Source organism: Burkholderia sp. MSMB1459WGS (assembly GCF_001534535.1).
GTDB lineage: Bacteria > Pseudomonadota > Gammaproteobacteria > Burkholderiales > Burkholderiaceae > Burkholderia.
The window spans coordinates 49,353-68,595 of sequence record NZ_LPMU01000044.1 but is presented as its reverse complement, the minus strand read 5'-3'; the positions used below and the strand labels follow the sequence as shown (position 1 = coordinate 68,595).

The following is a 19,243-nucleotide window of genomic DNA, read 5'->3' as shown; positions in this document are numbered from 1 at the left end:
GCCGTCGCCCCCTTCTGCTTGCCCTCGTTGCCATACATTCGAGGGTAAACACCATCACTAAATTATTAGTAATATTTTCCCGGCATTTCTATACTTGCACCGGCATCGGGCAGAACCCCGAGCCACGACACAGCAACACGACGAGACGGTGACCGGAAGCGACTGCGCGCGAACCCGCCGCGCAGCCCGCTCCGTGCCGTCCGCACATCACACGCACACCGTGCCGCGACGCTCGCCGTCCGGGCACCGCTTCATCCGCATCGAGTCACCAGTCGTCCGCTTCTCCCCATTGATCCGGAGTCCAGAATGACTATCACGTCTCGTCTCAAGCCCGCCGCGCTCGCGGTCGTCGTATTGCTCGCCTCGTGCGGCGGCGATGATTCGTCCGCCCCGTCGGCATCGGCGCTCGCCGCGCGTGCGTCCGTCGATGCCGCAGCCAGCGACAGTGGCGCCACGGCCAACGCCGCCGCATCCGGCGATTTCATGAACACGGGCCACGGCGGCCCGTCGCATTTCCCGAACCAGCTCGTCACGCTCGGCCTGCCGGGGCCCACGCCCGCGCTGCGCGTGTCGTCGCGCGGCGTGCCGCCGTATGCGCCGCCGGCGCCGCCCGTCGCGACCGACACGCAAACGCTCACGCTCGCCGATTTCGATACGTACGGGCCGGCCTGGACGAGCGGCGGCACGAACACGATCCGGATCGACGGCACGAGCACGGACGGCGCGAAGCTCGTCACCAACGCGCAGCATCCGGCGTACGGCCACGCGTCGTACGAAGCGGACGTGACGATCGGCGCGCCGGCGCCGGGCGCGAATACCGCCAATGCGGGCTTCATCGTGCACGTGACGAACCCGTCGGTCGGCACCGATGCACTGACGGGCTACTACATCGGGCTCGACGCGGTGCGCCACGTGGTGCAGGTCGGCCGCGAGCAGAACAACTGGACCGATTTCATCGACTACCCGGCGCCCGCGGTCGTGCCGGGCAGCACGCACCACCTGAAGGTCGTCACGCGCAACAACGCGATCGACGTGTTCGTCGACGGCACGCAGGTGATCAGCATCAACGACGCGACGAGCGGCCTGACGACCGTGCTGCGCGCGGGCGCGTTCGGGCTGCGCCGCTTCGGCGCGAGCGTCGCGTTCAGCAACGTGACCGTGAGCCGCTATCCGGACGTCGCGCCGAAAACGTACGATTTCTCGCGCGTGGTGGGTGCCGTGTACAACCCGTGGAATGCCGTCAACGCGATCGATTTCTGGCAGAACTACGATCCGGCGATCGTCGATCGCGAGCTCGACTACGCGCAGACCTACGGGATGAACACGATCACCGTGTACCTGCACTACCTGAACTGGGTCAACGACCGCGACGCGTTCCTCGCGAAATTCGACAGCCTGCTCGAGATCGCCGCGCGCCACGGGCTGAAGGTCGCGCCAATCTTCTACGACGATTGCTGGCACGTCGATCCCGCGTACGGCCCGCAGCCCGCGCCGATCTTCGGCGTGCACAACAGCCGCTGGGTGCAGTCGCCCGGGCAGTCGGTCGAGCAGCAGTATCTGCAGCCGATCGCGGCGGGCGCGTCGACCACGTACAAGCAGGACCTGCAGCACTACATCGCCGATTTCGTGTCCGCGCATCGCAACGACCCGCGCATCCTGTACTGGGAACCGATGAACGAGCCCGGCTGCAGCGGCAACGGCGCGCTGCAGCCGACGCGCGCGTGGATGATGAACGACGCGCGCATCGCGATCCTGAACGCGGGCGCGACGCAGCCGATCAATTCGCCGAACGTGCAGGAGCCGGAAGGCGATTACTTCTCCGACTTCCATGCGTTCCACCCGTACGCGATCAATGCGACGACACCCGACTACTCGCTGCCGCCGAGCCTGCTCGACAGCCTGAACTCGGAAACGCTGCAGCGCGGCTGGCCGGGCGGCCAGGCGGGCCAGACGATGGCCGGCATCGCGTCCACCTACGGCGGCAAGACGGGCTTCCTGGTATGGGAACTGATGATCGGCCGCACGAACACCCGTTTCCACTGGGGGCAGACGGCGTCCGCGCCCGCCACCGTCGAGCCGGCGACGCCGTTCCAGGGCACGCTCTACCCCGACGGCCACCCGTGGAGCACGGCCGAGGTGCAGGCGCTCGCCAGCGCGTTCAGCTCGCGGCTGCGCGTGCTGAACGCGACGTACTACAACGACACGACCTTCACCACGCCGGTGTTCTCGTCGATCACGCCGCTGGTCGATTTCGACCTGAACACCGAACGCGGCACCGACTCGCCTGACGCGTCGAAGGGGATGAATGCGACGAACTATGCGATCCGCTGGACCGGTGCGCTCGACATTCCGAAGGCTGACAACTACACGTTCAGCGTGACGAGCGACAACGTCGCGCGCGTGTGGATCGACGGCCGCCAGGTGATCGACAAGGAGCAGCCGGGGCTCGCGACCGCGAAGGGCCGCATCCACCTGTCGCCAAAGCGGAACGTGCCGATCCGCGTCGAGTACGTGCACGCGAGCGGGCCGGCCAGCATGCATCTGCAATGGTCGAGCCCGAGTGCGGGCCGCGACAATCTCGTGCGTGTCGCGCAGCGTCCGTTGACGGACGCGCTCGCGCAATAGCAGGCATGACTCGCATCGCCCGTGACGCCTTCGCGGCTTCACGGGCGATGCACTGCAACCCGCGGACGGGCTTACTTCAGCCGCCCCGACAGAAACTGCCCAAGCCGCTCGCTCTTCGGATTGACGAGGATCTGCTGGGGATCGCCCTCTTCCTCGATCTTCCCCTGATGCAGGAAGATCACATGATTCGACACGTTGCGCGCGAACCCCATCTCGTGCGTGACGACGACCATCGTGCGGCCTTCCTCGGCGAGCTTCTGCATCACCTTCAGCACTTCGCCCACGAGTTCCGGATCGAGGGCCGACGTCGGCTCGTCGAACAGCATCACTTCCGGCTCCATCGCGAGTGCGCGCGCAATCGCGACACGCTGCTGCTGGCCGCCCGACAGGTGCGACGGATACATGCCTTCGACGCGCGGCGCGAGGCCGACCTTCTCCAGATACTTGCGCGCCCGCGCGATCGCCTCGTCACGGCCGACGCCGAGCACAGCCATCGGCGCTTCGATCACGTTCTCGAGCACCGTCATGTGCGCCCACAGGTTGAAGTGCTGGAACACCATCGCGAGCTTCGTGCGCATCCGCTGCAGTTGCTTCTGGTCGGCCACGCGCAACGAGCCGTTGCGATCGCGCGTGGTCTGGATCGGCTCGCTGCCGATCGTGATCTGCCCCGAGCACGGCTGCTCGAGGAAGTTGATGCAGCGCAGGAACGTGCTCTTGCCGGAGCCGCTCGAGCCGATGATGCTGATCACGTCGCCGGCCTTCGCCTTCATCGACACGCCCTTCAACACCTCGTTGTCGCCGAACTTCTTGTGCAGGTTGTCAACGGTAAGCTTGTACATGCTGGGTCCTTCGTTGCGGATCTTGTGAATGCGTCAATGGCTGCGCGGCGCGAGGTACGCGAGCCAGCGCGTCTCGAGCTTGCGGAACGCCCAGATGAGCGCGAACACGACGACGGCGTACAGCACGGCCGCGATGCCGTAGGCCTGGAACGACATGTAGGTAGCCGAATTGACGTCGCGCGTGACCTTCAGGATGTCGGGCACGGTCGCGGTAAACGCGAGCGTCGTCGCGTGCAGCATCAGGATCACTTCGTTGCTGTAGCTCGGCAGCGAGCGGCGCAGCGCGGAAGGCAGGATGATCCGCGTATACAGCTTGAAGCGCGACATCCCGTAGGCCATCCCGGCCTCGATCTCGCCGGCCGACGTCGCCTTGATCGCGCCCGCGAAGATCTCCGTCGCATATGCGCATTCGTTCAGCACGAACGCGAGCAGCGTGCAGTTCATCGCATTGCGGAAGAACGTGTCGAGCAGCACGTGGTTGTGCACCACCTGCAGGCTGTAGATGCCCGTGTAGCACATCAGCAGCTGCACGTAGAGCGGCGTGCCGCGGAACACGTACGTATAGAGCCATACGGGCCCCGAGATCCAGCGGTTCGACGACGCCCGCGCGATCGCGAGCGGCACGGCGAGCGCGAAACCGAACGCGATCGACACGACCAGCAGCCACAGCGTGATCGCGAGGCCGCTGAAGCGGTAGCCGTCGGAATAGAGATAGCTTTGCCAGTACTGGCCAACGAGTTCGATCACAGTGCGAGCCTCCGGACGCCGACGGAATAACGCTTCTCGAGGTGATGCAGCACGACGTTGGACACCGTCGTGATCGCGAGGTAGATCGCACCCGCGGCCAGCGTGAAGAAGAAGAAATCGAGCGTGCTCTTGCCGGCGTCCTGCGACGCCTTCACGACGTCGGCGAGGCCGATGATCGACACGAGCGCGGTGGCCTTCACGAGCACCTGCCAGTTGTTGCCGATGCCCGGCAGCGCGAAGCGCATCATCTGCGGGAACAGGATCCGGTAAAACACGCGCCAGCCGCTCATCCCGTACGCGAAGCCGGCTTCGAGCTGGCCGCGCGGCACCGCGAGGAACGCGCCGCGGAACGTCTCGGTGAAGTACGCGCCGTAGATGAAGCCGAGCGTCACGACGCCGGCCACGAACGGATCGATGTCGATCTGGTCCCAGCCGAGCAGGTCGGTCGCGTCGTTCAGCAGGATCTGGATCCCGTAGAACAGCAGCAGCATCAGCACGAGATCGGGCACCGCGCGGATCAGCGTCGTATAGAACGTGCCGACCGCCTTGAGCCCGCGGTTGGCCGACAGTTTCGCGGCCGCGCCCGCGAGGCCCAGTATCAGCGACGCGGCGAGCGACAGCACCGCGAGCTTCACGGTCTCGACCGTGCCGGCCCACAGCAGCGGGCCAAATCCTTGGAAGATCATATGAGGGATCCAGAACGATGTGGCTGGATTGTCGATAGCCATTAACCGTGCATCAAACGAGTTCTGCGCACGACGTGATGCGGTCTGCTCATCAAGCCGGATGCCTGCCGCGAAGGGTGGGGCATCCGGCAACGCAGGCGACGCGCCGCATGCGACGCGCGCCGCATGGGCGGTCAGCCGCCGTAGACGTCGAACGCGAAGTACTTCTTCTCGAGCTTCTTGTACGTGCCGTCCTTGATGATGTCGGCGATCGCGCGATCGATCTTCGCCTTCAGGTCGGCGTCGTCCTTGCGCAGGCCGATGCCCGCGCCGTTGCCGAGCGTCTTCGGATCGTCGAGATCCTTGCCGGCGAAATCGAAGTTCGCGCCGCGCGGCGTCTTCAGGAAGCCGATGTCGGCCTGCACCGCGTCCTGCAGCGCTGCGTCGAGGCGGCCCGACATCAGGTCCTGGTACACGCCGTCCTGGTTCTGGTAAGGCACGACCTGCACGCCCTTCGGCGCCCAGTACGCCTTCGCGTAGGTCTCCTGGATCGTGCCCTGCTCGACGCCGACCGACTTGCCCTTCAGCAATTCGGCCGTCGGCTGCAGGCCTGCGCCCTTCTTCGCGACGAGGCGCGTCGGCGTGTTGAACAGCTTGTCGGAGAACGCGATCTGCTCGGCGCGCGCCGGCGTCATCGACATCGACGACAACACGCCGTCGAACTTCTTCGCCTTCAGCGCCGGAATCATCCCGTCGAAGTCGTTCTCGATCCACACGCATTTCGCCTTCAGCCGGGCGCAGATCTCGTTGCCGAGATCGACGTCGAAGCCGACGACCTTGCCGCTTGCGTCCTTCGATTCGAACGGCGGATAGCTGGCGTCGACGCCGAAGCGGATCGTCGACCAATCCTTGGCGTGGGCACCGACCGCGAGGCAGGCGAGGGCAATACTGAGCGCGAGTTTCTTCATGGCGTTCCTGTCAGAGGCGAACTGGGGCGGATTCCGGCCGGCTGGCCGCCGTGAACCCTTGCAACCGGCAATCGCCTGTTTCGGCGACGTTCCAAGTTGTACATACAACTTTGCCTTTTCACGGATGAGGCCGGCAATCCGTGTTTATCTCTAATTGTCGGCGGATTAGGATCTCCGGCATGATTTTCCTTAATTTTCAATTAATTATTGATTACACCCGGCTGAAAGGCGGCTTTCCCGCGGCGTACGGAGGCGGCAGGACGGTGTGTGTCGGTTGTCTAGACTTCACCATCCGAACCGACATTTCCCCACCGACCGGTTGCCGCCCTGGCCGGCGTCCGCCGCCGCCGCACGTGACACGCGTCACGCACTCCCCGCTTCCGTCGATTCGAATACGCGTTGCCGCACGGACACGCGCGACGGATCGCGTGGCAGCAAGGCAGCGGCCTCTGTCGAATACGGTCTTCGGGCTGAGCAGCGGCAATGAGGATCTTGGTGGCGGTCTGCATGCGCAGTTTCGCGTCGAAAGCGGCTTCAACCTGAAAAATGTAACGCAGTCCTATCGAAACACGATGTTCGGCCGCCGCGCGCATGCCGGCGATCGGCATCCGGCATCGGCTCCGACCGCAAGCAGCCCGCCGCAGGCCGGCCGCCCTGTGCAATCCCGCATGGACGCGCGCCGGCCGAACGGGGATCATTCGGGGCATCCGGGCCAGCGCGTCCGCGAAACCGGTACACTCGGCGCCGGGCGCGCGCCGGATCGGCATCCGGCGGCGGCCCGCTGCCGACTCTGAAATCGCGATCCCATGACCACACCGATCTATCAGGAAATCAAGGACTTCATCCTCGCGCGCATTCATGCCGGCGAATGGGCCGAAGGCGACCAGGTGCCGTCGGAGAACGAGCTCGCGCGCGAATTCAACGTCGCGCGCATGACCGTCAACCGCGCGCTGCGCGAGCTGACGGCCGAACAGGTGCTCACGCGCACGCGCGGCTCCGGCACCTATGTCGCGTCGCCGAAATACGAATCGACGCTCGTCGCGATCCGCAGCATCTCCGACGAAGTCGCCGCGCGCGGCCACGGCTATCGCGCGCAGGTGCTGCAGGTCGGCGCGGCCGTCGCCGATGCGAAACTCGCCGACGAGCTGCAGCTCGACACCGGCAGCCCGATCTTCCATTCGCGCGTGCTGCATTTCGAGAACGACACGCCCGTGCAGCTCGAGGAACGTTGGGTCAATCCGGCCTGCGCGCCCGAATACGCGCTGCAGGACTTCACGACCACGACGCCGAACCAGTACCTGACGCGCGTCGCGCCGCTGCAGCGTGTCGAATACCGGATCGAGGCCGCGATGCCCGACGCCGAAACGCGCCGCCATCTGACGATGGACGATCGCGAGCCGTGCCTGCTGCTGCATCGGCGCACGTGGTCGCAGGGGATGGTCGCGTCGGTCGCGAATCTGTGGCATCCGGGCAGCCGCTACCGGTTCACCGGGCATTTCTGATGCCAGTGCGCGCGCTCACGTCGCGCGCGGTTGCCCCCAGCGTTCGATCGCACTGACGGCCCGCTTCAACCCGTCCTCTTGCGCGAGGCGCGCACCGAGTTGCGTCGCACGCGTCTTCGTCTCGCCCCGTTCGGCAAATGCGATCGCGCGCGCCAGCGCGGCGGCGTCCACGCGCCGCCCCGCGACCGGCGCAGCCGCGACACCGAGCCGTTGCAGCCGGTTCGCCCAGAAAAACTGATCGCCCGCGAACGGCACGACCACCGACGGAATGCCGGCGCGCGCGGCCGAGTGCGTGGTGCCCGACCCGCCGTGATGAATCGCCATCGCGACGCGCGGGAACAGCCAGTCGTGCGGCGTGTCGCCGATCACGCGAACATGCGCCGGCAGCAGCGCTGCATCGATGCCGCTCCAGCCCGGGTAGAACAGCGCGCGTCGGCCGGCCAGCGCCTGCGTGAGCGCCGCGGCCATCGCCGCACGATCGAAGCCGGCCATGCTGCCGAACCCGACGTACACAGGCGGTTCGCCCGCGTCGAGAAACGCCGACAGTTCCGGCGGCGGCGACCACGCACGCGCATCGATCCGCCACTGGCCGCATGCATGCACGTTCGCCGGCCAGTCCGCCGGGCCGGACAGCAGCGCCGGCGATACGCCATACAGCATCGGATGATCGGTCCACACGTGCTTGCGCGGCGCCAATCCGCATACGCTGGCGCGCGCGGCATTGGTCGACTTCCTGAACGCGTGCCACAGCAACGCATTCACGAGCCGATGGCTCGCGCGATTCAGCCAGCGCGGCAGCTTCCCCGGCGGCAGGAACGGCGACGCGAATTCGGCGGTTGGCGTAATCGGGATCATGCCCGCGCCGATCGCCGGTATGCGGCGATACTCGGCGACCGACAACCCGACGAACGACGCGAGCCCCGACACGAGGAGCGCGTCGCACCCGGCCGACGCGTCCGCGACTTCGCGCATCCACGCGGCCGTGTTCGCATTCGCGATCGCGGCGAGCGCCTTCGACGTATCGTTGAAGCCGCCGCGTCCGCGCACCGCATCGGCCAGCGCGCCGTCCGGCGCAATCGCGCGACGGATATCGCCGGACAGCGGCGCCGACGGCACGCCGAGCGCGGCGGCCGAGCCGAGCGTCGCCGCATCGGCCAGCAGCCGGACGTCATGACCGGCATCCAGCAGCGCGCGGCCCAGCGCCGCGAGCGGACGCGTGTCGCCTTCGGTGCCGTAGGTGGCGATGACGAGTTTCATGCGGAAGCTCCTCGTGCGCGACGGAAAAGGTTGGATTCAAAAAAATGCACGTCGTATACTAATGCAATCCGCACACTTTCAGTCAATCCCCTGCCATGACGATTCCGACCGACGATCCGGGCCGCCGCGCACGCAAACGCATCCAGATGCTCGCGCATCTCGCCGCGACCGGCGCGCGCCTGTTCGATGCGCACGGCTACGACGCCGTCACGATGGAGCAGATCGCCGCGCAGGCCGATGTCGCGAAGCGCACGCTGTACAACCACTTTCCGACGAAGGAAGCCGTGCTCGCGCACTGGCTCGAAGGCGAACTCGCGCGCGATCTCGCGCATCTGCAGCACGACGTCGCGCGGCGCAAGACCTTCGCGTCGCGCATCGGCTGCGTGCTCGACGCGTCGGCCGAATGGTGCGAGGGACATCCGGCGTACCTGCTCGCATACCTTCGGCACCGCTTCCTGAGCATCGGCGCAGCCGAACCGGAGCGTGCGGGAGAGAACGGCAGCGATATCGCATCGGTGTGGCAGCAACTGATCGTCGCCGGGCAGCAGGCCGGCGAACTGAACCGCACGCTGCGGGCCGATCAGCTCGCAACCTGGTTCCATCATCTGTATCTCGCCGCTATGCTGCGCTGGCTGACCGTGCCGGGGCTGTCGCTGAAACGGGAGTTTCAGTCGGTCGCGAAGCTGTTCATCGAAGGCGCGGAAGCGAAAAGCTGACGCATCGCGTTCACGCCACGCATTCGGGAACGGTATCGGGCATGGCGGCGGCCAGATGGATCGCATGCCGCACCGCCGGACGACACGCCGTATCGTGCGAATGTGTGCCCCCGTATCGGCATTTTTACGACGCTCGCACGCATCGCATGCGAAATTTCCCGCGCGGCAGTATGCTGATGCCGTACGGCTGCGCACTGTGCATCGGGCAAACCCGACGTATGCATGCGATCGCGCCGCCGTCGCGACCGCAATCATGCGTTGCAAGGAGGGTTGTGATGGCTACCACGCATCAGCACTTCCACCTCGAACTACGGCACGCCACCGCGCCGACCTACATCGTCAGTTACCTGTTCCCTGCGTTGCTGTTCGTCTACGAACTGCTGCGCGTCGGCCAGTGGATCCGCGATCACGGGATGCAATTCGTCGCGTTCAAGCAGATGGGCTACGAGTATCTGCTGATGCTGCTGTTCGTCGGGCTGCAGATCGTCGTCGAGGCGATCTTCCTGCTCGGCGCCGCGATGCGCAAGGATCATCGCGATTTCGAGCACCGCTTGCCGAACGTGATCCTCGGCATCGGCTGCTCGATCGCGCTGCTGGCGATCGATCTCGCGATCCAGCTTTCGTTCTGACGGCCGGCGGGCGCACACCCGCCGGGAATGGCGAGCGCGCTCAGGCGGGTGCGTCGCGCAGGAACGTCGCGACGGCGGCCAGCACGTCGTCGGTTCGCTCGCGGTGCGGCATGTGTCCGCAGCGGGCGAGCAACAGGAACGACGACGGCCCGGCGACGCGCGCGGCGATCCGCTTCGGATGCACGTCGGACCCGTATTCGTCGTCTTCGCCGTGAATCGCGAGCGTCGCGCACTGCACGCGTGGCAAGTCGTCGTCGAGCGTCCAGTCGCGGAACGCCGGCGACAGCCACGTGTCGACCCACGCGCGCAGCACCCATTCGGCCTTGTCGCCGTGATAGCGCGCGAGCCGGTCGAGCTGCCCCGGCTCGTCGAACTGCCGCCCCGCGTCGCGAATGCCGGCCAGCGTGCGATCCTCGACGAATGCCTGCGCAGCGACCGTCACGAGCGCGCGGCAACGCGCCGGATACGCGGCCGCACAACCGACCGCCATCCCGCCGCCGACGCTGTGGCCGAATGCGACGAACGCATCGACGCCGAACCGTTCCAGTACCGCAGCGAATGCACGGTCGGCCTCGTCGCGCACGAACGCCGTACCGAGCTTGCCCGGATGGCGATCCGAACGGCCGAAACCGAGGCGGTCGTAGGCGATCACGTCGCGCTGCGTGACGCGCGCGAGCTGGGCGGGAAAGTCGCGCCACAGGTCGACGCAGCCGAGCGAATCGTGCAGCAGCACGATCGGCGCAGCCGTGTGCCGCGCCGGACCCGGACCCGGACCCGGACCCGCGCGCCAGCGTTTCGCAAAGAGCCGCCCTTGTGGCGTCTCGACGGTTGTCTCCTCGGTCACGATATCGGTCATGTGTCGGTCGTCTGCATGAAAGCGGCCGCGCGTCGGCGGCCGCATCGAATCCGGCCATGGTGGCCTGCCGGCGCGCACCGCGTCAAGCAAGCCCCTGCCACCCACGCGCTCATTCGGGCTGCGGCGGCAGATACTCCATCTGCGCTTCGTCGTACAACCGGTAGATCAGTGCCTGCATCGCGCGGATGTCCTCGGATTCATCGAGCGCGCGCATGCTCATGATGATCGGCGACACGAGGTTCGGATCGTCGAGCGGCTTGTAGCTGATGTCGTCGCGCTTCAGCCCGTACACGCTATGCGGCACGACCGACACGCCCTCGCCCATCGCGACGAGGCCGAGCGCGATCTGTAATTCGCGCGTTTCGTAAATCCTGCGCGGTTGCAGCGCGCGATCGTGGAAGGCCGCGAGCACCTGGTCCGCATAGCTCGGACGCGGCGCCTTCGGAAAGATGATCAGCGTGTCGTTCACGAGATCGTGCAACGACAGCACGGGTTTCGCGCTGTCGAGCACGTGGCCGACCGGCAGCGCGACGATCATCCGTTCCTCGCGCAGCACGACGCGCCGCACGCTCGGATCCTCGTGGCGGATGCGCCCGAACCCGACGTCGATGCGCCCTTCCTTCAGCGCCTTGATCTGGTCCATCGTCGACATCTCGTGCAGGCTCAGCTCGACGGCCGGATATTCGCTGCGAAAACGCCGGATGATCTTCGGCAGCATCCCGTACAGCGTCGAGCCGACGAAGCCGACCGACATGCTGCGCTCGATCTTGCCGACCCGCTTCGTCATCGATTCGAGTTCGGTGGTCTGCGCGAGCAGTTGCACCGCGTGCGAATAGAAGAAGCGCCCCGCGTCGGTCAGCTTCAGCGGCCGCGCGTTGCGCTCGAACAGCAGCACGCCGAGCGCTTCCTCGAGTTGCTGGATCTGCCGGCTCAGCGGCGGTTGCGCGATATGCAGCCGTTCCGCCGCCCGCGTGAAATTCCGCTCTTCGGCCACCGCGACGAAGTAGCGGAGGTGTCTCAACTCCATGTTCGATGCCTCCCGGCGAGCGATCCGGCGCCCAACCCCGGCCGGATGATGTCGCCACGATACCGCAGGCAGGGCCGATCGCCACGCGCGCCGCCCAAAGCAAAACGGGAAGCCTGCGCGCTTCCCGTCGTTTCATCGCCGCCTTGCGGCGGCGGCGCGACCGCGCATCACACCTCGGTCGCGTACAGCGCGTCGCGCTGCTCGTGGCTCAGCGAGTCGAGCGGCACGTCGGGCAATCGATAGCAGATCATCGTGCCGTACAGCTCGGCCAAGCAGTTGCTGCCGGCGTCGAGCGCGTAGCCGTCCTCGCCGTCCGGCGCCGGCGGGTACACTTCGCGCCACGCGTTGATCGCGGCTTCGATTCGCACGATGGAAACGGGTCCGGCCTTCCGCTCGGCGGGTGATGCACTCATGAATTCCTCTGGGTTGCGCGCTCCGCGGGCCGTGCCGGCCCGGATGGAGCGATGAAAACGCCGGGGCGCTCGCCGGCCGCCGCGCCGCGCGCGCCGGATGCCGATCCGCGCCGCGCCTGTCGCGCCGGCCGGGCCGCGGCCCGGTAGGGTCGGGCAATATAACCGGCTTTGACCCCGTGCAGGCAAAAGCCGAGCAAAAAAAACGGGAAGCGCGCGGCTTCCCGTTTCGTCGTCCGTCGCACGGCCGCTGCCGCGCCGGTGCGTCAGCCCGCGGTTTCGCGGTTCGCCACCGGCTGCCGCTGCGCGCCGCGATTCGCGGCGACCCACGGCGCGATCTCCATGTCCTCGTAGCGCACGAACCGGCTCTTCTTCAGGAACCGGTAGCCGAGCCACACGACGACGAACAGCGGAATGCCGACGTAGGTCGCGGCTACACCGGCCCAGTCGATCCGGTTCGCGAGAAACGCCTGGTAATCCTGGCCGAGCGCGATCACGAGGCACAGCACGAACGCGAACAGCGGGCCGAACGGAAACCACTTCGACTGGTACGGCAACTGGTCGAGCGCATAACCCTGCTTCACGTAGCCCTTGCGGAACCGGTAGTGGCTGACCGCGATGCCGAGCCACGCGATGAAGCCCGTCATCCCCGACGTGTTCAGCAGCCACAGGTAGACGGTCTTGTCGCCGTACAGCGACGTGAAGAAGCACAGCGCGCCGACGGCGGTGGTCGCATACAGCGCATTGCGCGGCACGCCGCCCGGCGACAGCTTCGCGAACACCTTCGGCGCGCGGCCTTCGGTGGCGAGGTTGTAGAGCATCCGCGTCGACGCGTACATGCCCGAGTTGCCGGCCGACAGCACGGCCGTCAGGATCACCGCGTTCATCACGCCGGCCGCGAACGCGAGGCCCGCGTGGCGGAACACGAGCGTAAACGGGCTCACGCCGATGTCGGTCACGTCCGTCTTCAGCAGGTTCGGGTCGGTATACGGAATCAGCACGCCGATCACGAAGATCGCGAACACGTAGAACAGCAGGATCCGCCAGAACACCTGGCGCACCGCGCGCGGAATCGTCGTGCGCGGGTTTTCCGATTCGCCGGCCGCGACGCCGATCAGTTCGGTGCCTTGGAAAGAGAAACCCGCGATCATCGCGACGCCCATCAGCGCCGGCAAGCCGCCGGCGAACGGCGCGTCGCCGATCGTCAGGTTGCCCCAGCCGTTGGCCGGCGCGCCCTTCAGAATGCCGAAGATCATCAGCAGGCCGACGCCGATGAACGCGACCACGGTGACGACCTTGATCAGCGCGAACCAGTATTCGGCTTCGCCGAAACCGCGCACGGTGAGCGCATTGAGCAGGAACATCACGGCGAGGAACGCCGCGCTCCACCACACGCCCGGCACGTCCGGAAACCAGTAGTGCATCACGAGCTGCGCGGCGACGAGCTCCACCGCGATCGTCACCGCCCAGTTGTACCAGTAGTTCCAGCCGAGCGCGAAGCCGAAGCCTTCGTCCACGTATTTCGCGCCGTAGGTCGCGAACGAGCCCGACACCGGCATGAACGCGGCCATCTCGCCGAGGCTCGTCATCAGGAAGTAGACCATCAGGCCGATCAGCATGTACGCGACCATCGCGCCGCCGGGGCCGGCCTGCGAGATCGAGGCGCCGGACGCGACGAACAGGCCCGTGCCGATCGAGCCGCCGATGGCGATCATCGTCAGGTGGCGCGCCTTCAGCGCGCGATGAAGCTTGGGTGGGTTCGCGGGCGAACCGGATGGGTCGGAATTCGGAATGGCGGACATAAACGAGACGAACGTTGAGCGGGCCGGCATCCGTGGCCGGCGCATGCGGAATCGGAGCGCGGTGCGCGTCCTGCGTTGCATTCGATGCGGCCCCGATACGCGTTGCGCGGCGGGCGCCTGCGGCGAAGCGCGGATTCTACCTGATTCGACAGGCGGACAGCCAAGGTCGCCCCGAGCGCCGCCACGCCGGAGATTTCGCGGAATCGACGGGTTGGCCGCTTCGGCCGCCGCTACCACCGCACGCCGCCGCCAAAACTCCGATTAGGTCCGGGTCATTCGATTTTCATTTCTCGTCGGCGGCACCCGATCCTGTCCCGATCCGCCAAATACCGCGTCAATACGCAAAATCGACCGATCGACGCGCCATTAATCAGACGAAAAAGCCGATACTGGTCATTGATTCAAATCAAATTGCCCGCGCGCAAAGCGGTAATGATGCGTAACCGTTTCGAATCGCCATCTTCGCATGCATGTTTTGCATGCACCCACGAAATTCAGGAATTCGCGGGATAATGACGATTAATTCGAAATAATCAGCGTACGGAATCGCCAACCACGCGAGTACCCGCCGCCCGCCACCCCCGAGGATGAAGTCATTCCCGCTGCCCGCCACGCTGCGCCGCCATACCGCGTCGATCGTGGCACGCATTCTGTCGCCCCGCGGCGTGCTCGTGGCGGGTATCGTCCTGCTGATGTTCAGTTGGGGACTTTCCACGTCGCTCTTGATCGAGGCACGGCGCGACGCGTATGACCATGCGGTCGAAAATGCGCGCAACCTGATGCTGCTGATCGAACGCGATATTGCGCGCAATATCGAACTCTACGATTTGTCGCTGCAAAACGTCGTCGACGGCGTGGCCGATCCGGAATTGACGACATTGCCGCCGCGCCAACGCCACCGGCTGCTGTTCGACCGCGCGGCGACCGGCGCCTATCTCGGCTCGATTTTCGTGATGGATGCGCACGGCAATATCGCGATCGATTCCAGTGCATCGCCCGCACGGCAAGGCAATTTCGCCGACCGCGACTATTTCACCGTGCATCGCGACCGGCTCGTCCCCGGCCTCTACATCAGCCGGCCGTATGCGTCGCGGCTGCGCGGCGGCGCGCTGACGATCGCGCTGAGCCGCCGGATCACCCGGCCCGACGGCAGGTTCGGCGGCGTCGTCGTCGGCACGCTCAGCATCGACTACTTCCGCGCGCTGCTCGACGGCCTCGCGGTCGGCCGGCACGGCAGCGCGGCGATCGTCGAGGACAACGGCACGCTCGTGTCGCGCCTGCCGTACGACACGCGGGTGGTCGGCCTCGATCTGCACGACTCGCCGCTGTTCATCGACGCGCAGCGCAGCCGCAACGGCGAGCTGGCCGGCGTCGGCGCCATCGACGGCGTACGGCGCATCTATGTGTACAAGCATCTCGCCGGGCTGCCGCTGATCGTCGACGTCGCGCCCGCCGAGATCGACATCTACGCGTCGTGGTACCACCGCGCGATCTGGACCGTCGTGCTGATGGGCCTGTTCACGGCGTTCATCGCGTGGGGCTCGCTCGCGCTGTCGCGCGAGCTGAAGCGCCGGCAGGAGGCCGAATCGAAGCTGTACCGGCTCGCGCACACCGATTCGCTGACAGGCCTCGACAACCGCGGCACGTTCGACACGGTACTCGCGAAGGAGGCGCAGCGCGCGTCGCGCAGCGGCCGCCCGTTGTCCGTGCTGTTCGTCGACGTCGATCACTTCAAGGCGTTCAACGACTACTACGGCCATCCGGCCGGCGACGACGTGCTGCGCCAGGTCGCGCAGTCGCTGTCGCGCTGCCTGCGCCGCGACGGCGATCACGTCGCGCGCTACGGCGGCGAGGAATTCGTCGTCACGCTGCCCGACACCGACGCGCCGGGCGCGGCGACCGTCGCCGAAGGCATCCGGCGCGCGATCGCGGGGCTCGACATCGAACACGTGAAAAGTCCGTACGGACGCGTCACGGCCAGCATCGGCACGGCCACCGCCGCCGACGGCCGGATGAACGCCGCGACGCTGCTGCGGCGCGCCGACGAAGCGCTGTACCGCGCGAAGTCAGGCGGCCGCAACCGCGTGCTGGACGCGCAGTCGAGCGCGGCCGACGCGTGACGTGCCGCGATGCGCCTTGATGCGCCGCGATGCACCTTGATTCGCCTCGATACGACCAGCCGCGTGATCCGATGCGGCCGCCTGCCGCCCCGCCCGGCGGCCGCGCCGTGGACAGCCCGCGCGCGTTCGGCTAGCGTTACGTCAGCTGCGCATGCGGCGCGGCGCCGGCCCGCGCGAGCCGCCGTGCGCATTCCGGCCACCCTCAGCTCCGCCATGACCGCCCCGCTCCCCACCCGCCTGCCACCGCTCGTGCGCCACGCGCTTCGCCCGCTGCTCGACCCGTATCGCCGCTACCGGCATGCGAAGCTGATTCATGCGGCGCGCGTCGCGCTCGCGATTCTCGTGTCGATCGCGCTGTCCACGGGGCTGAACGTGCCGCATGGCGAATGGTCGACGATCACCGTGCTGATCGTCGTCGGCGGGCTGCAGCACCACGGCAACATCCGCAAGAAGGCGGCCGAGCGCGCGCTCGGCACATCGATCGGCGCACTGGCGGGGCTCGGGCTGATCCTCCTCTACTCGTTCCTGCACGCGCCGTTCGCGATCTACCTGCTGATGGCCGTCGGGTGCGGCGTCTGCGCGTATCACGCGATCGGCAAGGCCGGCTACATCGCGCTGCTGTCGGCGATCACGATGGTGATCGTCGCCGGGCACGGCGACAACGAGATCGTCGACGGCCTGTGGCGCGCGGTGAACGTGCTGGCCGGCATCGCGATCGCGCTCGCGTTCTCGTTCGCGCTGCCGCTCTACGCGACCTATTCGTGGCGCTACAAGCTCGCCGACGCGCTGCGCGCGTGCGCGGCCGTGCATGCGCGGCTCGCGGGCGACCGCCACGTGAGCGACGACGCGCACCTGAAGGAAATGGCCGCGCTGAGCGCGCTGCTCGTGCAGTTGCGCTCGCTGATGCCGTCGGTGGCGAAGGAATGCGAGACGTCGATGGCGCAACTCGAGGCGATCCAGCGCAGCCTGCGCCTGTGCATCGGCTATCTGGAGATCCTGTCGAGCGCGCTGCCGGCCCACGACGACGCGGCGGCCCGCGAATACATGCGCATCGAGATGAAGACGGTGAACCGGCGCATCCGCGACACGCTGGTCGGCGCGAGCCGCGCGCTCAAGTTCGGCACGCCGAGCCGGCTCGCGCCGCGCCGCCGGCCGGCCGACGCGCCGCACGACGCGGTGCCGCCGCAGTTGTCCGGCTACGTGTCGATCACGGCCAAGCTGGCCGGCGAAGTCGACCAGTTGCGGGAGCGGCTGCTCGATACCGCGCGGTCGTGGAATATCTGAAGCCCCGGTTTTACACGCCAACCTTTCATATGACTTTCAGCGCAGCAAGGCGACGCGCTGGCAACCGCGCCCGGCTCGACGGCCGATCCGGCCCCGGAAATCCGGCCGGTCCCTGGCTCGTCCGCACGTGTTTCGGCGGCGCGACGACGCCGTTCCGCAGGCGGTTCTCCAGCCGGTTAACCGCCCGTCAGGCCCGCCGCGACGGGCGCGACGACGGTGCCGCACCAAAATCAACCCTTGCCCCATCTTCCCGGACAGCCGATACTCGCATATTCCGCGAAATACGATCCCACCGGCTTCAATCCACGGTAATTCCTATGAGCACGATTCTCGAAAGCCTCCCGACCGGCCAGAAGGTCGGTATCGCCTTCTCCGGCGGCCTGGACACCAGCGCCGCGCTGCACTGGATGAAACTGAAGGGCGCCGTCCCGTACGCATACACGGCGAACCTCGGCCAGCCCGACGAAGACGATTACGACGCGATCCCGAAACGCGCGATCGAATACGGCGCAGCCGGCGCCCGCCTGATCGACTGCCGCGCGCAGCTCGTCGCCGAAGGCATCGCGGCGCTGCAAAGCGGCGCGTTCCACATCACGACCGCCGGCGTCACGTACTTCAACACGACGCCGATCGGCCGCGCCGTGACGGGCACGATGCTCGTCGCCGCGATGAAGGAAGACGGCGTCAACATCTGGGGCGACGGCAGCACGTACAAGGGCAACGACATCGAGCGCTTCTACCGCTACGGCCTGCTCGTGAATCCGGATCTGAAGATCTACAAGCCGTGGCTCGACCAGACGTTCATCGACGAGCTCGGCGGCCGCGCCGAAATGTCCGAATTCATGAACCAGGCCGGCTTCGCGTACAAGATGTCGGCCGAGAAGGCGTATTCGACCGATTCGAACCTGCTCGGCGCGACGCACGAGGCGAAGGATCTGGAAAGCCTCGAAAGCGGCATCAAGATCGTGAACCCGATCATGGGCGTCGCGTTCTGGCGCGACGACGTGAAGATCGCCGCCGAGGAAGTGACGGTGCGCTTCGAAGCCGGCCAGCCGGTCGCGCTGAACGGCGTCGAGTTCAAGGATCAGGTCGAGCTGCTGCTCGAGGCGAACCGCATCGGCGGCCGCCACGGCCTCGGCATGAGCGACCAGATCGAGAACCGCATCATCGAGGCGAAAAGCCGCGGCATCTACGAAGCTCCGGGCCTCGCGCTGCTGTACATCGCGTACGAGCGCCTCGTCACCGGCATCCACAACGAAGACACGATCGAGCAGTACCGCGAAAACGGCCGCCGCCTCGGCCGCCTGCTGTACCAGGGCCGCTGGTTCGACCCGCAAGCGATCATGCTGCGCGAAACCGCGCAACGCTGGGTCGCACGCGCGATCACCGGCGAAGTGAAGATCGAACTGCGCCGCGGCAACGACTACTCGATCCTGAGCACGAAGTCGCCGAACCTCACGTATCAGCCGGAGCGCCTGTCGATGGAGAAGGTTGCGTCGACGTTCTCGCCGCGCGATCGGATCGGCCAGCTGACGATGCGCAACCTCGACATCACCGATACGCGCGACAAGCTGCGCGTGTATTCGCAAGTCGGGCTGCTGACGCCGGGCGAAGCGTCGGCACTGCCGCAGATCAAGGGCGACGGCGACAAGTAAGTCGCTTCGTTCGACGCCGTGCCGCATCGCTTGCATGCGGCACGGTCGGGCAGGCTGCACGTGTGGCGCCTCATTACGCATGCAGCCTGCCGCCTCCCCTCTCCCCCGCCTTTCCCCTTCCTTCCGCATTCGCATCCCGCC

Annotated in this window: 16 protein-coding genes and 1 pseudogene; 8 read left to right on the top strand and 9 right to left on the bottom strand. The window is 66.7% G+C overall.

Going from position 1 to position 19,243, the window contains the following annotated elements; translation table 11 throughout:
• The first annotated feature begins 306 nt into the window (after positions 1-306).
• Entirely contained in the window at positions 307-2,625 is a 2,319-nt protein-coding gene (locus WT97_RS17025; RefSeq protein WP_060353886.1) for a PA14 domain-containing protein, read from the top strand.
• A gap of 71 nt (positions 2,626-2,696) precedes the next feature.
• On the opposite strand, the gene WT97_RS17020 is transcribed toward WT97_RS17025, so the two are convergent.
• The 4 genes from WT97_RS17020 to WT97_RS17005 form a co-directional block, all read right to left on the bottom strand.
• A complete protein-coding gene (locus WT97_RS17020; RefSeq protein ID WP_059504123.1) occupies positions 2,697-3,464 on the bottom strand; it encodes an ABC transporter ATP-binding protein in 768 nt (255 codons plus the stop codon).
• 33 nt (positions 3,465-3,497) lie between these two features.
• Positions 3,498-4,211, bottom strand: coding sequence for an ABC transporter permease (locus WT97_RS17015; protein WP_059789322.1), 714 nt, complete (start codon positions 4,209-4,211; stop codon positions 3,498-3,500).
• The gene (locus tag WT97_RS17010) at positions 4,208-4,897 is read right to left on the bottom strand and encodes an ABC transporter permease (RefSeq protein ID WP_059504127.1); all 690 of its coding nucleotides are present in this window, start codon (positions 4,895-4,897) and stop codon (positions 4,208-4,210) included. Before WT97_RS17010 ends, WT97_RS17015 begins: the two co-directional genes overlap by 4 nt.
• A gap of 173 nt (positions 4,898-5,070) precedes the next feature.
• Positions 5,071-5,844, bottom strand: coding sequence for an ABC transporter substrate-binding protein (locus WT97_RS17005; RefSeq protein WP_060353885.1), 774 nt, complete (start codon positions 5,842-5,844; stop codon positions 5,071-5,073).
• Positions 5,845-6,267: 423 nt separating this feature from the next.
• On the opposite strand from WT97_RS17005, the pseudogene WT97_RS35115 reads away from it, so the two are divergent.
• Together WT97_RS35115 and hutC are read left to right on the top strand one after the other, a co-directional pair.
• Positions 6,268-6,443: pseudogene (locus tag WT97_RS35115) on the top strand (porin); the annotation flags it as partial.
• Between the two features lie 207 nt (positions 6,444-6,650).
• The gene (gene hutC, locus WT97_RS16995) at positions 6,651-7,346 is read left to right on the top strand and encodes a histidine utilization repressor (RefSeq protein ID WP_034205366.1); all 696 of its coding nucleotides are present in this window, start codon (positions 6,651-6,653) and stop codon (positions 7,344-7,346) included.
• 15 nt (positions 7,347-7,361) lie between these two features.
• Here the strand turns inward: hutC and WT97_RS16990 are convergent, their stop codons facing one another.
• A complete protein-coding gene (locus WT97_RS16990) occupies positions 7,362-8,603 on the bottom strand; it encodes a glycosyltransferase (protein WP_060353884.1) in 1,242 nt (413 codons plus the stop codon).
• Positions 8,604-8,698: 95 nt separating this feature from the next.
• Here WT97_RS16990 and WT97_RS16985 point away from each other — a divergent pair, with 95 nt between their 5' ends.
• Together WT97_RS16985 and WT97_RS16980 are read left to right on the top strand one after the other, a co-directional pair.
• Positions 8,699-9,319, top strand: coding sequence for a TetR/AcrR family transcriptional regulator (locus tag WT97_RS16985; RefSeq protein WP_059504135.1), 621 nt, complete (start codon positions 8,699-8,701; stop codon positions 9,317-9,319).
• Positions 9,320-9,594: 275 nt separating this feature from the next.
• Positions 9,595-9,948, top strand: a complete 354-nt coding sequence (locus WT97_RS16980) for a hypothetical protein (RefSeq protein WP_059504137.1) — start codon at positions 9,595-9,597, stop codon at positions 9,946-9,948.
• A 40-nt stretch (positions 9,949-9,988) separates the two neighbouring features.
• Here WT97_RS16980 and WT97_RS16975 read toward each other — a convergent pair whose 3' ends face one another.
• The 4 genes from WT97_RS16975 to WT97_RS16960 all read right to left on the bottom strand — a co-directional run bounded on the left by WT97_RS16975 (position 9,989) and on the right by WT97_RS16960 (position 14,043).
• Positions 9,989-10,804 (bottom strand): alpha/beta fold hydrolase, encoded by an 816-nt coding sequence (locus WT97_RS16975; protein ID WP_060353883.1) that lies wholly within the window; start codon positions 10,802-10,804, stop codon positions 9,989-9,991.
• Positions 10,805-10,913: 109 nt separating this feature from the next.
• Positions 10,914-11,831: a LysR family transcriptional regulator gene (locus WT97_RS16970; protein WP_060353882.1), complete on the bottom strand. Its 918-nt coding sequence runs from the start codon at positions 11,829-11,831 to the stop codon at positions 10,914-10,916.
• 167 nt (positions 11,832-11,998) lie between these two features.
• Positions 11,999-12,244 (bottom strand): DUF3717 domain-containing protein, encoded by a 246-nt coding sequence (locus WT97_RS16965; protein ID WP_034205373.1) that lies wholly within the window; start codon positions 12,242-12,244, stop codon positions 11,999-12,001.
• Between the two features lie 263 nt (positions 12,245-12,507).
• Positions 12,508-14,043, bottom strand: a complete 1,536-nt coding sequence (locus WT97_RS16960) for an amino acid permease (protein ID WP_059504144.1) — start codon at positions 14,041-14,043, stop codon at positions 12,508-12,510.
• A 587-nt stretch (positions 14,044-14,630) separates the two neighbouring features.
• Here WT97_RS16960 and WT97_RS16955 point away from each other — a divergent pair.
• The 3 genes from WT97_RS16955 (at position 14,631) to argG (ending at position 19,102) form a co-directional block, all read left to right on the top strand.
• On the top strand, positions 14,631-16,163 hold the full coding sequence (locus tag WT97_RS16955) for a sensor domain-containing diguanylate cyclase (protein WP_060036435.1): 1,533 nt from the start codon (positions 14,631-14,633) through the stop codon (positions 16,161-16,163).
• Positions 16,164-16,376: 213 nt separating this feature from the next.
• Positions 16,377-17,447 carry an FUSC family protein gene (locus tag WT97_RS16950; protein ID WP_060353881.1) on the top strand — a complete coding sequence of 357 codons (1,071 nt, stop codon included), beginning with the start codon at positions 16,377-16,379 and terminating at the stop codon, positions 17,445-17,447.
• Positions 17,448-17,764: 317 nt separating this feature from the next.
• Positions 17,765-19,102 (top strand): argininosuccinate synthase, encoded by a 1,338-nt coding sequence (gene argG / locus WT97_RS16945; protein WP_006496064.1) that lies wholly within the window; start codon positions 17,765-17,767, stop codon positions 19,100-19,102.
• The last annotated feature ends 141 nt before the right edge of the window (positions 19,103-19,243 follow it).

Bases quoted from the DNA above. Each gene is read 5' to 3' on its own strand.
- WT97_RS16960 (WP_059504144.1), bottom strand. From the start codon at position 14,043: ATGTCCGCCATTCCGAATTCCGACCCATCCGGTTCGCCCGCGAACCCA.
- argG (WP_006496064.1), top strand. From the start codon at position 17,765: ATGAGCACGATTCTCGAAAGCCTCCCGACCGGCCAGAAGGTCGGTATC.
- WT97_RS16990 (WP_060353884.1), bottom strand. From the start codon at position 8,603: ATGAAACTCGTCATCGCCACCTACGGCACCGAAGGCGACACGCGTCCG.
- WT97_RS16980 (WP_059504137.1), top strand. From the start codon at position 9,595: ATGGCTACCACGCATCAGCACTTCCACCTCGAACTACGGCACGCCACC.
- WT97_RS16985 (WP_059504135.1), top strand. From the start codon at position 8,699: ATGACGATTCCGACCGACGATCCGGGCCGCCGCGCACGCAAACGCATC.
- WT97_RS16970 (WP_060353882.1), bottom strand. From the start codon at position 11,831: ATGGAGTTGAGACACCTCCGCTACTTCGTCGCGGTGGCCGAAGAGCGG.
- WT97_RS17010 (WP_059504127.1), bottom strand. From the start codon at position 4,897: ATGATCTTCCAAGGATTTGGCCCGCTGCTGTGGGCCGGCACGGTCGAG.
- WT97_RS17020 (WP_059504123.1), bottom strand. From the start codon at position 3,464: ATGTACAAGCTTACCGTTGACAACCTGCACAAGAAGTTCGGCGACAAC.
- WT97_RS17025 (WP_060353886.1), top strand. From the start codon at position 307: ATGACTATCACGTCTCGTCTCAAGCCCGCCGCGCTCGCGGTCGTCGTA.
- WT97_RS17005 (WP_060353885.1), bottom strand. From the start codon at position 5,844: ATGAAGAAACTCGCGCTCAGTATTGCCCTCGCCTGCCTCGCGGTCGGT.
- WT97_RS16965 (WP_034205373.1), bottom strand. From the start codon at position 12,244: ATGAGTGCATCACCCGCCGAGCGGAAGGCCGGACCCGTTTCCATCGTG.
- hutC (WP_034205366.1), top strand. From the start codon at position 6,651: ATGACCACACCGATCTATCAGGAAATCAAGGACTTCATCCTCGCGCGC.
- WT97_RS16975 (WP_060353883.1), bottom strand. From the start codon at position 10,804: ATGACCGATATCGTGACCGAGGAGACAACCGTCGAGACGCCACAAGGG.
- WT97_RS16950 (WP_060353881.1), top strand. From the start codon at position 16,377: ATGACCGCCCCGCTCCCCACCCGCCTGCCACCGCTCGTGCGCCACGCG.
- WT97_RS16955 (WP_060036435.1), top strand. From the start codon at position 14,631: ATGAAGTCATTCCCGCTGCCCGCCACGCTGCGCCGCCATACCGCGTCG.